Below are 13,151 nucleotides of genomic sequence, written 5' to 3'. Positions count from 1 at the left end.
AATCGCTTTTGGCAAGGGATAGGGTCTCTTTCAATTTCAGCCGCGCGCGCTTTCGTCAAGCGCAAGCACCTCTATCCAGGCTTTGCGGGTTCATCGGGATCGGCATTCCGCTTCGCCAGCCGGGCAAAAACCGTCGAAGTGCGCAACAGCGCCGTAAAACGGCTGCGATGGGTGGCCGGCACGGCGGAGCGCGCCTGCATCCGGTAAAGGATGACGGCCACGAAGATCGCATAGACGGTGGCGCTGAACACGAACAGCGCGCTCGGCCCGAAAAATTGCATCACCGTCGAGGCTGCGAACGGCCCGCCAATGGCGCCGAAGGAATAAAACAGCATCAAGGCCGCGTTGATCAGCACGAACTCGCCCTTGTCGGCGCGGTCGTTGGAATGCGCCGCTGACAACGAATAGAGCGGCATGGCGAAGCAGCCGAAGATGAAGACGAGCAGGAAGTTGAGAAACGGGCTGCCGCCTGCCACGAATGCCAGCGCCAGTGCCGCCACCATCGCACAGCACGTCGTCATCAGCAGCACCGAGCGCCGGTCCCAGCGGTCGGAGAGATAGCCAAGCGGGTATTGTATGATGGCGCCGCCGAAAATGCCGACGCTGACGAAGGTGACGACGTCGGCGACCGACATGCCGATCTGCTCGGCATAGACCGGCGACAGGGTGCGAAAGGCGCTGTTTGTGACGCCGACGGCGATACAGCCGAAGCAGCCGAGCGGCGAGATCCGCCAGACGCGCGCCAAATCGAGCTTGACGTCTTCCGGCGGCGTCGGATTGGAGCGGTCGCCGAGCGAAACCGGCACCAGCGAAACGGTGATCATCATCGACATGATGGCGAAGATGGCAAAGCCGCCGGCGCCGAAGATCGGGATCAGGAACTGGGCGCCCGTCACCGAGCCGATGTCGACCATCCGGTAGATGGCAAGCACCCGCGCCCGGTCGGTGTTCGTGACGCCGGAATTCAGCCAGGCTTCCATGATGGTGAACAGGCCGGCAAAGCAGAACCCGCCGGCAAAGCGCACGGCGCACCACATCACCGGATCGATGACCAGCACCAGAAGCAGCGTTCCCGCCGAGGCGATCGCCGCGAGTGCCGAAAAGGCGCGCACATGGCCGACGGACTTCATGATGCGGGTCACGGCAAGGCAGCCGAGCAGGAAGCCGGCGAAATAGAACGTGCCCATCAGGCCGATCGAGGAAGCGGGAAAACCTTCCTGCGCACCACGCAGCGCAATCAACGTGCTCTGCAGGCCATTGCCGCCGAGCAGGATGCCGGCGGCGATCAGGAGGGGGATCAGCGGGCGGATGGAGGACATGAAGGAAAGCCTGTCGTTGATCCTTCTTGAACCATCGCCTTCGCCAATGCCAGCGGCAATTCCCGGTGGCGTTGGGGCCAGCCGGGGGCCTTAACGCATGTCGCGCAAAAGTGTGCAGCGGTTTTGCGATAACGACATGCATAAAAACAAGAACCTAAAGCGCGTCGCCGAGGCCGATCGAACGCGACACGTTTTAGGTGCATTAACGAGGGGGAACTTGCGCTACCGCGTGGCGCCGGACCCTCCGTGTTGGGAACCAAGGCGTATCTTTGTAGTTCAGTGCTGGTGGGCGAATGCGCGTCTTGTGAGCTGCCGGTGTGCGGAGATGGTGTCAGGCATCGACGTCGTTTCTGCTGCCCGGCCTGAAGCTCCAAAGGGAGGTCCGCCATCATGAAATTTCATTCCGCATTTGCGGCATTTGCCGTGGCCGCAGTTCTGGCGGCCGGGCCGGCGCGGGCTGTCGACCTCGTCATGGTGTCCGGAGATACCGGCAACGGCCAGAGAATCCTTCGCGAGATCCTCGATCAATACGAGAAGACGACCGGCAACAAGGTTAGCGTCGTTCCGCTGCCCCCCTCGGCGACGGACCAGTTTGGCCAATACCGGCTCTGGCTTGCCGCCGGAAGCAGCGACGTCGACGTCTATCAAACGGACATCATCTGGGCCCCCCAGCTTGCAAGGCAGTTCATCGACCTGACCGAAGCGACCAAGGATGTCGTTGGCGCCCATTTCCCATCGATCATCAAATCGCAGACCGTGGACGGCAAGCTCGTCGCCTTGCCGATATTCACCGACGCTCCGGCGCTCTACTACCGCAAGGATCTCCTCGACAAATACGGCGCCAGGGTCCCGGCCAGCTGGGCTGAACTTGCCGATACCGCCAAGCTTGTCATGGATAAGGAGCGCGCGGCCGGCAACAAGGACATGTGGGGTTTCGTTTTCCAGGGCAACGCCTATGAGGGGCTGACCTGCGATGCACTCGAATGGGTGAAGTCGAACGGCGGCGGCCAGATTATCGAGCCGGACGGCACCATCTCCATCAACAATCCGCAAGCAGCTGCGGCGCTGGAAATGGCGAGGAGCTGGGTGGGAACCATCTCACCGCCCGGCGTTCTGGCCTACCAGGAAGAAGAGTCGCGCGGAGTCTGGCAGACCGGCAACGCCGTCTTCATGCGCAACTGGCCCTACGCCTACGCGCTTGGCAACAGCGAAAGCTCCCCCATCAAAGGCAAGTTCGAGGTGACGACGCTGCCGCCGGGGTCTGGTGAGGGCGCGCACCCGGCAGCAACGCTTGGCGGCTGGAATCTCGCGGTTTCCAAATATTCGAAGAACCCGGATGCAGCGATCGAGCTGGTCAAATGGATCGCCTCGCCTCAGATGCAGAAGTACCGCGCCTTGAAGGGGGCATATCTGCCGACCATCCAGGCACTCTATGACGATGCCGACATCGCCAGCGCCCAGCCGGTGATTCCGCGCTGGAAGGAAGTCGTCCTCAACGCGGTGCCGCGTCCCTCGGCCCAAGCCAAGAGCCGGTACAATGAGGCATCGAGCGAGTTCTGGACCGCCGTCCACAACACCATTTCCGGCGAGGGCACAGCCGCCGACAACCTTGCCGATCTGGAGTTCTCCTTGACCAGGCTCAAGGGCACCGCCTGGTGACCTCGCCGCGCTCAGGCTCGCTGCTGGCGCGTCAACGTACGCGCTCGGCATGGCTGTTGCTTGCCCCGATGCTCATCGTGCTCGCCGCCGTTGCCGGTTGGCCGTTGATGCGCACGATCTATTTCGGCTTCACCGACGCCTCGCTCGCCGACCTCGAAGCCCGCCGCTGGGTTGGCTTCGCCAACTATTTCTCCGTCGTGCAAATGCCGAGCGGCCGCGTCGTCTATGACGGGCTGCTCGCCGATCCGGTCTGGTGGCGCGCCGTCTGGAACACGGTGCGCTTCGCGGTGATTTCGGTGACCTGCGAGACGGTGCTCGGCATGATCGTCGCGCTGGTGCTCAACGCCAGGTTTCGCGGCCGCGGTATCGTGCGCGCCGCGATCCTCATCCCTTGGGCGATCCCGACGATCGTCTCGGCGAAAATGTGGCAGTGGATGCTCAACGACCAGTTCGGCATCATCAACGACGTCCTGCTCAAGCTCGGCCTGATCAGCACCAAGATCGCCTGGACGGCCAGCGCCGACACGGCGATGGTCGCCGTCCTTGTTGTCGACATCTGGAAGGCGACCCCCTTCATGGCGCTTCTCATTCTCGCCGGCCTCCAGATGCTTCCACAAGAAATCTACGAGGTCGCCAAGCTCGACGGCGTCGGCGCGTGGAGAATTTTCTGGAAGATCACTTTGCCGCTCATCCGACCGGCGTTGATGGTGGCCATGATCTTTCGCGGTCTCGATGCCCTGCGCATCTTCGATCTGATCTACGTGCTTACGCCAAACAACATACACACCAAGTCGATGTCGGTGTTTGCCCGCGAGAGCCTGTTTGAGTTCGACAAGTTCGCTTCCGGTTCCGCCGCCTCGACGCTTCTCTTCCTTATCCTCGCTCTGCTGACCATGCTCGTTCTTTGGCTCGGCCGGATACGACTGGACAAGGACTATTGATCATGGGGGACTATTGATCATGGGGGACAACTGACCATGTGGATCGTCAAGCGCACGGCTTTCTACCTCCTCGTCGCCGTTATCGTCGTCGTCGCGGTGTTCCCGTTCTACTACGCCATCATCACCAGCCTGAAATCGGGGACGGCGCTCTTCCAGATCGACTATTGGCCGAAGACGATTACCTTCAGCAATTACAGGACCGTGTTCACCGAGGGGACCTTCCTGCGCAACCTCGTGAACTCGCTGTTCATCTCGAGCGCCGTTGTCGTCATTTCGCTGTTCCTCGGCGTCACCGCCGCCTATGCGCTGGCGCGCATCCGCTTCCGCGGCCGCTCGGCTCTGCTCCTCACTATCCTGTCCGTTTCGATGTTCCCGCAATTGGCGGTGCTTGCCGGGCTTTTCGAGCTGATCCGCATCTTCGGCCTCTACAATTCGCCGTTCGCGCTGATCTTGTCCTACATGATCTTCACCTTGCCGTTCACCGTCTGGGTGCTCACCGCCTTCGTTCGCGACCTGCCGATCGAGCTGGAGGAAGCGGCGATCCTCGATGGCGCCACGCCCTGGATCATCATCAGCCGCGTCTTCCTGCCGCTCATGTGGCCGGCGCTGGCGACCACCGGGCTTCTCGCCTTCATCGGTGCGTGGAACGAGTTCCTGTTCGCCCTGACGTTTACCTCCAGCAACGAGCAGCGAACCGTGCCGGTCGCCATCGCTCTGCTCTCCGGCAGCTCGCAGTTCGAGATCCCGTGGGGCAACATCATGGCCGCATCGGTGATCGTCACCGTGCCGCTCGTCGTCCTCGTTCTCATCTTCCAGCGCAAGATCATTTCCGGTCTCACGGCGGGCGGGGTGAAGGGGTGAGTGCATAGTTGAACTGCCGGCACAGAGCAGCGAACTCAGATTGACGCCTCGAGCATAAATTGATGCCGGTGGGACTCGACCCGGCTGCAGCTTGCCTTGACAAATGCACCCTCTCATGTGCTTTTCGCGCAAATTTTCAGGCTGGGCCATCATGCCTTGGCCGCAACCCAACATCCGGACTTTAAGAATGACAATGCATCGTTACCGCAGCCATACCTGTGCCCAGTTGAGGAAGGCCGACGTCGGCTCGACCGTTCGCCTGTCGGGCTGGGTGCATCGCGTGCGCGACCATGGCGGCCTGCTGTTCATCGATTTGCGCGACCATTACGGCCTGACCCAGATCGTCGCCGATCCGGATTCGCCCGCCTTCAAGATCGCCGAGACCCTGCGCGGCGAATGGGTCGTCCGCGTCGACGGCGAGGTCAAGGCGCGCCTCGCCGACACCGTGAACCCTAATTTGCCAACCGGCGAGATCGAAGTCTTCGCGCGCGAGATCGAGGTACTGTCGGCCGCCAGGGAATTGCCCCTGCCGGTCTTCGGCGAGCCGGATTACCCAGAGGACATCCGCCTCAAATACCGCTTCCTCGACCTGCGCCGCGATACCCTGCACAAGAACATCGTCGCGCGCACCAAAATCATCGCCGAGATGCGCAAGCTGATGGGCGAGGTCGGCTTCACCGAATTCTCGACGCCGATCCTGACCGCCTCGTCGCCGGAAGGGGCGCGCGACTTTCTGGTGCCGTCGCGCATCCACCCCGGCACTTTCTATGCGCTGCCGCAGGCACCGCAGATATATAAGCAGCTGATCATGGTGTCCGGCTTCGACCGCTACTTCCAGATTGCGCCGTGCTTCCGCGACGAGGACCCGCGCGCCGACCGTCTGCCGGGTGAATTCTACCAGCTCGACGTTGAGATGAGCTTCGTCGAGCAGGAGGATGTGTTCACCACCATGGAGCCGGTGATGCGGGGGGTGTTCGAGACCTTTGCCGCCGGCAAGCCGGTGACGGAGAAGTTTCCGCGCATCGCCTATGATGTCGCCATGCGCAAATACGGCACCGACAAGCCGGACCTGCGCAACCCGATCGAGATGCAGGCCGTCTCGGATCATTTTCGCGACTCTGGCTTCAAGGTATTTGCCAACATCCTTGCCAACGATCCGAAGGCCGAGGTCTGGGCCATTCCGGCCAAGACCGGCGGGTCTCGCGCCTTCTGCGACCGCATGAACTCATGGGCGCAAGGCGAGGGTCAGCCCGGCCTCGGCTACATCTTCTGGCGCAAGGAGGGCGAGAAGCTCGAAGGCGCCGGGCCGCTGGCCAAGAACATCGGCGAGGAGCGCACGGAGGCGATCCGACAACAACTCGGCCTCGCCGATGGCGATGCCGCCTTCTTCGTCGCCGGTGATCCGAAGAAGTTCGTCTCCTTCGCAGGAGCGGCGCGCACCCGCGCCGGCGAGGAGCTCAATCTTGTCGACCGCGACCGCTTCGAATTGTGCTGGATCGTCGACTTCCCGTTCTTCGAATGGAACGAGGAGGAGAAGAAGATCGACTTCGCGCACAATCCTTTCTCGATGCCACAAGGCGGCATCGATGCGCTTAACGGCGAGGATCTGCTCGGCATCAAGGCGTTCCAGTACGACATGGTCTGTAACGGTTTCGAGATCGCCTCCGGCGGCATCCGCAACCATCTGCCCGAAACCATGGTCAAGGCGTTCGAAACCGTCGGGCTGGACCGCGCGACGGTCGAAGAGCGCTTCGGCGGCCTTTATCGCGCCTTCCAGTATGGCGCGCCGCCGCATGGCGGCATGGCGGCCGGCATCGACCGCGTCGTCATGCTTCTGGTCGGCGCCAGGAACCTGCGCGAAGTGACTATGTTCCCGATGAACCAGCAGGCCTACGACCTGTTGATGAGCGCGCCGTCGGAAGCCAGCCCGCAGCAGCTTCGCGAATTGTCGCTGCGCGTGGTGGCGACGAAGAAAGAGGTTTAGAAACGCTCCGAACCGGTGCTGTTGATTCATAAAAAAGCCCGGCATCGCTGCCGGGCTTTTTGCTTGAAGCCTGTCTCGGTCAGTCTTCGTTTGCCGTAACCGTCACGCCGAGCGTTTTCGGCAGGTCGAGCGGGTTGGACATGGCGCCCGCCATGATCAGCGCGAACGGCACCGCTGCCGGCGGCTCGGCCGAGACCTCGATGCTTTGCGGATCGTCGAGGAACTTGTTGACCGCGGCCGAAACCTGCGCGGTCAGTTCCGGATTGTTGAGCTGCGCCATGCCGAAGGGCACGATCGCCTTGGCCTGGTTGGCGATGTCCTTGCCGGACATGCCTTGCTGCTTGCCGGCATAATCGAGCACCTTTTTGGTCAGCGAATCGTCGTCGAAGCGGATCGAGGCGCTGTTGAACGAAAGCTGCTGCAGCAGCCCGAGCATGGCCATGCCTTGCGCCGAATTGTCGGCGCCTTCGGGCTGCGCTGCCATCTTCTTCTGCATCTCCTGCAGTGATTTGATGACGTCCAGCGTGTAGCCGCCGAGATCGAAGGTCATGCCGAGCGTGCCGGCATTGTCGACCGATATTTCGTATTTCGACAAGTCCATCCTGCCGTCGGTAGGCTGCCAGGTGCCTTCCATCTCAAGATTGCCTGTTATGTTCTGGTAGCCGAGTGCGTTGATGACTTCCTTGGATTTCGGATCTTCGACCAGGGTCAGGTCGGCAGCGAATTTTTCCGTAGTGCCGGAAAACGCCATGGCCTTGCCGTCGGCCGGCGGCGTGATTGCGATGGCAAGCCCGTCCATCGAGAAAGCAGTTTTGTCAGCCACTTTGACTGTCATGTTGTCGATCTCGGCCGATTTGTACATCATCAGCGAGCCCAGCGGACCGGTTGCGCCTTCGGCCGGAACCGTCATGTCGTGGATGACGAAGGGGCTGAGATTGAGCGTGACGCCATCTTCGCTGTGTTCGAACGGCGACGTCGATACGGTCGCGATTTGATAGCCGCCATTGGCTTCGGTCACACCTTCGAGCTTGACGTCGCCGATCTTGAGCGCCTCCTTTTCGGCCGCCGGTTTGACCGCTACGCCTTGCAGAATCATGCTGGAGGTGTCGCCGGTTACTCCGGTCCAGGAGAGGTCGACACCCTGCGCGGCGAGGGCAGCCTTCAGCCGGTCGGCGACCGCGGTATCCTGCGCGAATGCCGCATTTAGCGGCAGCGTCAGCAAAAAGGTCGAAAAAGCCAGTCTCTTAACAAGTGTCGAGTGTCTTTTAATAAGTGTCGAGTGTCTGATCGTCATCGAGAGCTCCCCTGAGAGTGTCCTGAAATTCTTTTCAAATCGTCGCGTCGTCACCATTCGGTGACGAACTGGACCGGAAAAAGGCGGGCCTCGGCACAATGGTCGAAAATCGCGGCCAAAGGCAAACCCGATCCATCAGCCTTGCGATAGAAGCAGGATGTAACGGATTGATGTTGGCCGGCGTCGCGACGCTTCCAATTCCTGTTGCATAATGGGTGTCGCGCAAAAATGTGCAACGGTTTTGCGATAACGACATGCATCAAAACAAGGACCTAAAGCGTCGCATGGGGCCGGTCGAACGCGATGCGCTTTAGGAGCACGCATACCGGTGTGCCTCTTGCCGCGAATCACCCGCTCGGCTAGTGCCAGCCCATGGGAAAAAGGCTTTTGCCGCCCGAGAGTGGCGGCGGCGACAATATTGAGCCGGTCGATCTGAAGAAGGCGCTGGAAGAGCGCTATCTCGCCTACGCGCTGTCGACCATCATGCACCGGGCGCTGCCGGACGTGCGCGACGGATTGAAGCCGGTGCATCGTCGCATCATGCATGCCATGCGCCTGTTGCGGCTCAACCCCGACCAGGGTTTTGCCAAATGCGCCCGCATCGTCGGCGAGGTGATGGGCAAATTCCATCCGCATGGCGACCAGTCGATCTACGACGCGTTGGTGCGGTTGGCGCAGGATTTTTCGATGCGCTACCCGCTGGTCGACGGGCAGGGCAATTTCGGCAATATCGACGGCGATAACGCCGCCGCCATGCGCTACACCGAAGCGCGCATGACCGAAGTGTCGACGCTGCTGCTGGAAGGCATCACCGAGGACGCCGTCGATTTCCGCCCGACCTACAACGAGGAAGACGAGGAGCCGGCCGTGCTGCCCGGCGCCTTCCCGAACCTGCTCGCCAACGGCTCGTCCGGCATCGCCGTCGGCATGGCGACCTCGATCCCGCCGCACAATGCGGCCGAGCTTTGCGACGCCGCGCTTCACCTGATCGATCATCCGGATGCGCCCGTCACCAAGCTGATGGATTTCGTGCAAGGTCCGGATTTCCCGACCGGCGGCATCATCGTCGACAGCCGAGCCTCGATCCTCGAAGCCTACGAAACGGGTCGCGGCGGCTTTCGCGTCAGGGCGAAATGGAGCCAGGAGGACCAGGGCAGGGGCACCTGGAACATAGTCGTCACCGAAATCCCCTATGGCGTCCAGAAGGCCAGGCTGATCGAAAAGATCGCCGAGCTCTTGATGGCGCGTAAGCTGCCGCTGCTCGAGGACATCCGCGACGAGAGCGCCGAGGACATCCGCGTCGTGCTGGTGCCGAAGAGCCGCTCGGTCGATCCCGGCATCATGATGGAATCGCTGTTCAAGCTGACCGAGCTCGAAAGCCGCTTTCCGCTCAACATGAACGTGTTGTCGCGCGGCAAGGTGCCGAACGTGCTGTCGCTGAAAGGTGTGCTCAAGGAATGGCTGGAGCACCGCCGCGACGTCCTGATCCGCCGCTCCAAGCACCGCCTCGGCGAGATCGAAAGGCGGCTGGAGATCCTCGCCGGCTATTTGATCGCCTACCTCAACATCGACGAGGTGATCAGGATCATCCGCGAGGAGGACGAGCCCAAGCAGGTGATGATGGCGCGCTGGTCACTGACCGACACCCAGGCTGAAGCCATCCTCAACATGCGGCTGAGAGCGCTGCGCAAGCTCGAGGAATTCGAAATCAGCGAGGAATTCAATGGCCTGACCGGCGAGAAGAAGCAGATCGAGGCACTGCTTGCGTCCGACGCCAAGCAGTGGGCGACGATCAAGTGGGAAGTCGCCAATGTTCGCCAGAAATACGGGCCCGACACCGAGATCGGCAAGCGCCGCACCGAGTTCGCCGACGCACCCGAGCATGACCTGACCGATATCGCCCACGCCATGATCGAGCGCGAGCCGGTCACCGTGGTGGTTTCGGAAAAGGGCTGGCTGAGGGCCATGAAAGGTCATCTGACCGACCATTCGGCCCTGACCTTCAAGGAAGGCGACAGCCTCAAGCTCGCCTTCCACGCCCAGACGACCGACAAGGTGCTGGTCTTCACCACCGGCGGCAAGTTCTACACGATCGGCGCCGACCGGCTGCCGGGTGGGCGTGGCCACGGCGAGCCGATCCGCATCATCGTCGACATGGACAACGACCAGGATATCGTCACCGCTTTCGTCCATGATCCCAAGCGCAAGCTGCTGCTGGTGTCGCATGACGGCAACGGTTTCATCGTGCCGGAAGAAGAAGTCGTCGCCAACACCCGCAAGGGCAAGCAGGTGATGAACGTCAAGGCGCCCGACGAAGCCCAGCGCTGTGTGAGCGTCGCCGGCGACCATCTCGCCATTGTCGGCGAGAACCGCAAGATGCTGGTGTTCCCGCTGGCCGAGATCCCCGAGATGGGACGCGGCAAGGGCGTGCGCCTGCAGAAATACAAGGATGGCGGTGTCCTCGACCTCAAGACCTTCACGCTGGCAAGCGGCCTGTCCTGGCAGGATTCGGCAGACCGCACCTTCACCAAATCGCGTGACGAGCTTGCCGAATGGATCGGCGCCCGCGCCTCGGCCGGCCGCATGGTGCCGAAGGGTTTCCCGAGGACTGGCAAGTTCGGGTGAAGCGGTAATCTCCCCCCTCGAGGGGGAGATGGCCGGCAGGCCAGAGGGGGTCCCCGCGCATGAAGCGCCAGCCTGCTTTGTTCGTGGTAAGGTCGCGTCAGGACGTCCCGACCCCTCTGTCGCCTTCGGCGACATCTCCCCCTCAAGGGGGGAGATTAGCAGCGCCACCCGAACATTTGGAATGTCGTCACGATTGCTGCACTATATCAGTGCATAAGCGATGCGATGGGCTAGGGAGAATTGGGCGCTTGAAGGAAGTCAGGATCCAGAAGCCGGAGCGGCAGCAGCGCCTGTTTGGCCTGTCGACGCCGCTCAGGGCCGCTGTCATTCCGCCGCTGTCGGCAGCGCGCTGGCTCCTGGTGCTGATCGTCGCCGCTGGCGTCTATTTCTTCCACGGGTTCCTTTTCCCGGTCCTTGCCGCCCTGGTTATCGCTTTCGCCAGTTGGCCGCTCTATCGGCGGCTGCTCGCCGGCGTCGGCGGCAACCGCACGATTGCCGCTACGCTTGCGATCCTGTTCATCCTGACCTTCCTGGTGGTGCCGATCGCGCTTGCCGGCACCTACGCCATCAACGAGGTGCGCGAATGGGTCGGCTGGGCTATCGAGACCAACCGCTACGGCGCGCCGACGCCGCACTGGATCGCCACGCTGCCTGTAGTAGGCGAATGGCTCAATGAACAGTGGACGGTCAACGTTGGCCATCCAGGCGGTATCGGCGAACTGATCCAGCTGATCAGCGGCGCCAATATCGGCAGCATCTATCGCGGCGCGCTTGCCGCCGGCGGCAGCGCCTTCGGACTTTTGCTGACGCTGCTGTTCATGATGATCGCATTGTTCTTTGCCTATCGCGACGGCGAGCATTTCGCCGGGCAGGTCGATCGCCTCGGCGAACGCATCCTGCCGGCCCGATGGGAACGGATCTCACGCGTGGTGCCGGCGACGATCTCGTCGACGGTTACCGGTATGACCGTTATCGCCATCGGCGAAGGACTGGTGCTGGGCATCGCTTACTGGTTGGCCGGCGTACCGTCGCCGGTGACGCTCGGCGCGCTGACCGGCATCATGGCGCTTATCCCCGGCGGCGCGCCGCTGTCGTTCACGCTGGTCTCGATCTATCTCGCCGCCAGCGGCTCGCCGATGGCGGGGCTGGCGCTGTTCGTCTGGGGCGCGGTCGAACTCTTCATCGTCGACAAGACATTGCGCCCGAAGCTGGTCGGCGGGCCGATAAAGCTGCCCTTCCTGCCAACCTTTTTCGGCCTGATCGGCGGCGTCAAGACAATGGGTTTTCTCGGCCTGTTCATCGGCCCGGTGCTGATGGCCCTGCTGGTCGCAATCTGGCGCGAATGGCTGCGCGAGGTGGAACTGACCGATGAACTCGCTGCCGCCGAACCGGCGGAGCAGGAAGATGCACCGCCGCAGATTGAAATTGTTGCCGAACGCGCCGCCGCGAAAAAGAATCAGGCCGGGTGACTGACGGCGAACGTGGCGCGGCGCTTGCGCCCGTCGTGCAACTGCCAGAGCGAATGGCCGATCAAGGTCATGATGAGGATCGCGCCGCCGATCAGGCTGTTGCGCGTCGGTGTTTCGGCGAAGATCATCCACACCCAGACCGGCGCCAGCACGGTTTCAAGCAGGTAGAACATCGCCACCTCCGGCCCGGAGATGTATTTCGGGCCGTTGGCGAGGCAGAAGAACGAGATCGGCATGATGACGGCACCGTTGAAGACGATCCACCATGGCGCGTTGACGTGAAAACCCACCTTGGAAACCATCAGGGTGGCGACGGCCAGCGGCAGGACCACTCCGATCAGCGCCGTGAAACCCATATCCTTGCCGCTGGCGCGCGAGATGGTGATGGCCGCGGCGATCATGAAAGCCGAGCATAGCGCCATCAGGTCGCCGAAGAGATGTCCGGTTCCAACGGAATCGCCGACAATGATCGTCACGCCGACGATCATAAGTGCCAGCGCTGCAAGCGTCAGGGGCCGTGGCCTCTCCTTCAGGAACAGCCATGACAAAAGGGCCGCGAACATGGTTGTGAACGCCAGGATGAAAACGAGGTTGGCTGTCGAGGTATTGTAGACACCGGTGATGAAGGCGATCGAGCCGAGCCCGTAGAGGCCGGCAACGATGAGCCCTGACCAGCCCGGTACAAGCTGCGGTGCCTTTGCGCTCAGCGATCGCCAGGCGGCCCAGATGATAAGCGTGGCGACGAAGGTCGTGCCGGTGCGCAACAGCAGGATCGTCCACGCCTCGCCGTCGGCGAGCCGGATCAGCGGAATGTCGACGGTCAGCGTCAGCCCGCCGATGGCGGTGATCAGAAGGCCTCTCTGGTCGTTGTGGGAAGACATGCGGCAATTCTCGCGTAGGCTTGGAGGCGCAAAATTGACCCGCCCGGTTTCCCAGCCGATCGGCCGGAAGCCCAGCGGCATCCTCCTCGAAACAATTTAAGAGTGAATACCGAAAGCG

9 protein-coding genes are annotated in these 13,151 nt (G+C 62.0%); 6 read left to right on the top strand and 3 right to left on the bottom strand.

Annotated elements, in window-relative coordinates:
• Positions 1–71 precede the first annotated feature (71 nt).
• On the bottom strand, positions 72–1,319 hold the full coding sequence (locus NKH60_RS17630; RefSeq protein WP_023674455.1) for an MFS transporter: 1,248 nt from the start codon (positions 1,317–1,319) through the stop codon (positions 72–74).
• A gap of 390 nt (positions 1,320–1,709) precedes the next feature.
• Here NKH60_RS17630 and NKH60_RS17625 point away from each other — a divergent pair, with 390 nt between their 5' ends.
• From NKH60_RS17625 to aspS, 4 genes are all read left to right on the top strand, one after another.
• Positions 1,710–2,978, top strand: coding sequence for an ABC transporter substrate-binding protein (locus tag NKH60_RS17625; RefSeq protein ID WP_352836428.1), 1,269 nt, complete (start codon positions 1,710–1,712; stop codon positions 2,976–2,978).
• Between the two features lie 68 nt (positions 2,979–3,046).
• Positions 3,047–3,919, top strand: coding sequence for a carbohydrate ABC transporter permease (locus tag NKH60_RS17620; RefSeq protein WP_352472057.1), 873 nt, complete (start codon positions 3,047–3,049; stop codon positions 3,917–3,919).
• Positions 3,920–3,955: 36 nt separating this feature from the next.
• Entirely contained in the window at positions 3,956–4,780 is an 825-nt protein-coding gene (locus NKH60_RS17615; protein WP_352472041.1) for a carbohydrate ABC transporter permease, read from the top strand.
• 193 nt (positions 4,781–4,973) lie between these two features.
• Positions 4,974–6,764, top strand: a complete 1,791-nt coding sequence (gene aspS, locus NKH60_RS17610; protein WP_352820089.1) for an aspartate--tRNA ligase — start codon at positions 4,974–4,976, stop codon at positions 6,762–6,764.
• A gap of 79 nt (positions 6,765–6,843) precedes the next feature.
• Here aspS and NKH60_RS17605 read toward each other — a convergent pair whose 3' ends face one another.
• Complete coding sequence (locus NKH60_RS17605; RefSeq protein WP_352836425.1) at positions 6,844–8,058, bottom strand: aq_1923 C-terminal domain; 1,215 nt, start codon at positions 8,056–8,058, stop codon at positions 6,844–6,846.
• Positions 8,059–8,430: 372 nt separating this feature from the next.
• Between NKH60_RS17605 and parC the strand changes: the two genes are divergently transcribed.
• Together parC and NKH60_RS17595 are read left to right on the top strand one after the other, a co-directional pair.
• Positions 8,431–10,683 (top strand): DNA topoisomerase IV subunit A, encoded by a 2,253-nt coding sequence (gene parC, locus NKH60_RS17600; RefSeq protein WP_352836422.1) that lies wholly within the window; start codon positions 8,431–8,433, stop codon positions 10,681–10,683.
• A 248-nt stretch (positions 10,684–10,931) separates the two neighbouring features.
• Entirely contained in the window at positions 10,932–12,152 is a 1,221-nt protein-coding gene (locus tag NKH60_RS17595) for an AI-2E family transporter (protein ID WP_352472037.1), read from the top strand.
• On the opposite strand, the gene NKH60_RS17590 is transcribed toward NKH60_RS17595, so the two are convergent.
• Positions 12,140–13,033 (bottom strand): DMT family transporter, encoded by an 894-nt coding sequence (locus tag NKH60_RS17590; protein ID WP_352833374.1) that lies wholly within the window; start codon positions 13,031–13,033, stop codon positions 12,140–12,142. The two genes, NKH60_RS17595 and NKH60_RS17590, sit on opposite strands and share 13 nt — an antisense overlap.
• Positions 13,034–13,151 lie beyond the last annotated feature (118 nt).

This window comes from Mesorhizobium sp. M1006, from assembly GCF_040318825.1.
Taxonomy (GTDB): Bacteria; Pseudomonadota; Alphaproteobacteria; order Rhizobiales; family Rhizobiaceae; genus Mesorhizobium.
Note: the sequence above shows the minus strand (reverse complement) of the source record. Positions and strands in the feature narration are given on the sequence as shown.

Bases quoted from the DNA above. Each gene is read 5' to 3' on its own strand.
- aspS (WP_352820089.1), top strand. From the start codon at position 4,974: ATGCATCGTTACCGCAGCCATACCTGTGCCCAGTTGAGGAAGGCCGAC.
- NKH60_RS17630 (WP_023674455.1), bottom strand. From the start codon at position 1,319: ATGTCCTCCATCCGCCCGCTGATCCCCCTCCTGATCGCCGCCGGCATC.
- parC (WP_352836422.1), top strand. From the start codon at position 8,431: ATGGGAAAAAGGCTTTTGCCGCCCGAGAGTGGCGGCGGCGACAATATT.
- NKH60_RS17605 (WP_352836425.1), bottom strand. From the start codon at position 8,058: ATGACGATCAGACACTCGACACTTATTAAAAGACACTCGACACTTGTT.
- NKH60_RS17625 (WP_352836428.1), top strand. From the start codon at position 1,710: ATGAAATTTCATTCCGCATTTGCGGCATTTGCCGTGGCCGCAGTTCTG.
- NKH60_RS17590 (WP_352833374.1), bottom strand. From the start codon at position 13,033: ATGTCTTCCCACAACGACCAGAGAGGCCTTCTGATCACCGCCATCGGC.
- NKH60_RS17620 (WP_352472057.1), top strand. From the start codon at position 3,047: ATGCTCATCGTGCTCGCCGCCGTTGCCGGTTGGCCGTTGATGCGCACG.
- NKH60_RS17615 (WP_352472041.1), top strand. From the start codon at position 3,956: ATGTGGATCGTCAAGCGCACGGCTTTCTACCTCCTCGTCGCCGTTATC.